This is a genomic window from Ectobacillus funiculus, from assembly GCF_004138295.1.
Taxonomy (GTDB): Bacteria; Bacillota; Bacilli; order Bacillales; family Bacillaceae_G; genus Ectobacillus; species Ectobacillus funiculus.
On the sequence record NZ_SCFM01000135.1, the window covers coordinates 1 to 505 of the forward strand.

The following is a 505-nucleotide window of genomic DNA, read 5'->3' on the forward strand; positions in this document are numbered from 1 at the left end:
AGATACTTTGTGATCATCTCTGTAATCACGCCACGCACCAGCATAATAACGATTCCCACTAAAAAGTATCGGACAGCAAGTTCTGACATGGAATAACCAGCTTCTTTTATACCGTTGGCAATTCCCAAATACACGAATAGCTCACCTGCGTTTGCATAAGGAAACAGAGCAGTAACAGGATGCAAGAAGGAAACTAAAGAATCATAAAATGCTGGCTTTTGCTTTTCCGGTACAAATCGGCCGAATGTATAAGCCATTGGGTTAGTCAACATCATAATAGATAACATCGGCATTAACGTATATCTTAAAATTGTATATTTTGCAGCAAATTGAATGACCCTATTCACTCGCTCTTCCCCGATGAATTTGATCATTGCGTACGTAAACGTTAACAAAACAACTAACGTTGGAACAATCCCGGTTAATAACCCCATAAACTGTTTTCCACCGGCGTCAAACATTCCGATAAAGTGTTCTCCAAACCATTGAATCCATTCCATCGAAC

General features: G+C 39.6%; 1 protein-coding gene. It reads right to left on the minus strand.

From position 1 onward, the window contains the following. Positions 1-500, minus strand: a 500-nt coding sequence (gene srlA / locus EP737_RS25200) for a PTS glucitol/sorbitol transporter subunit IIC (protein WP_129732147.1), incomplete at its 3' end; no start/stop codon positions are given. Positions 501-505 lie beyond the last annotated feature (5 nt).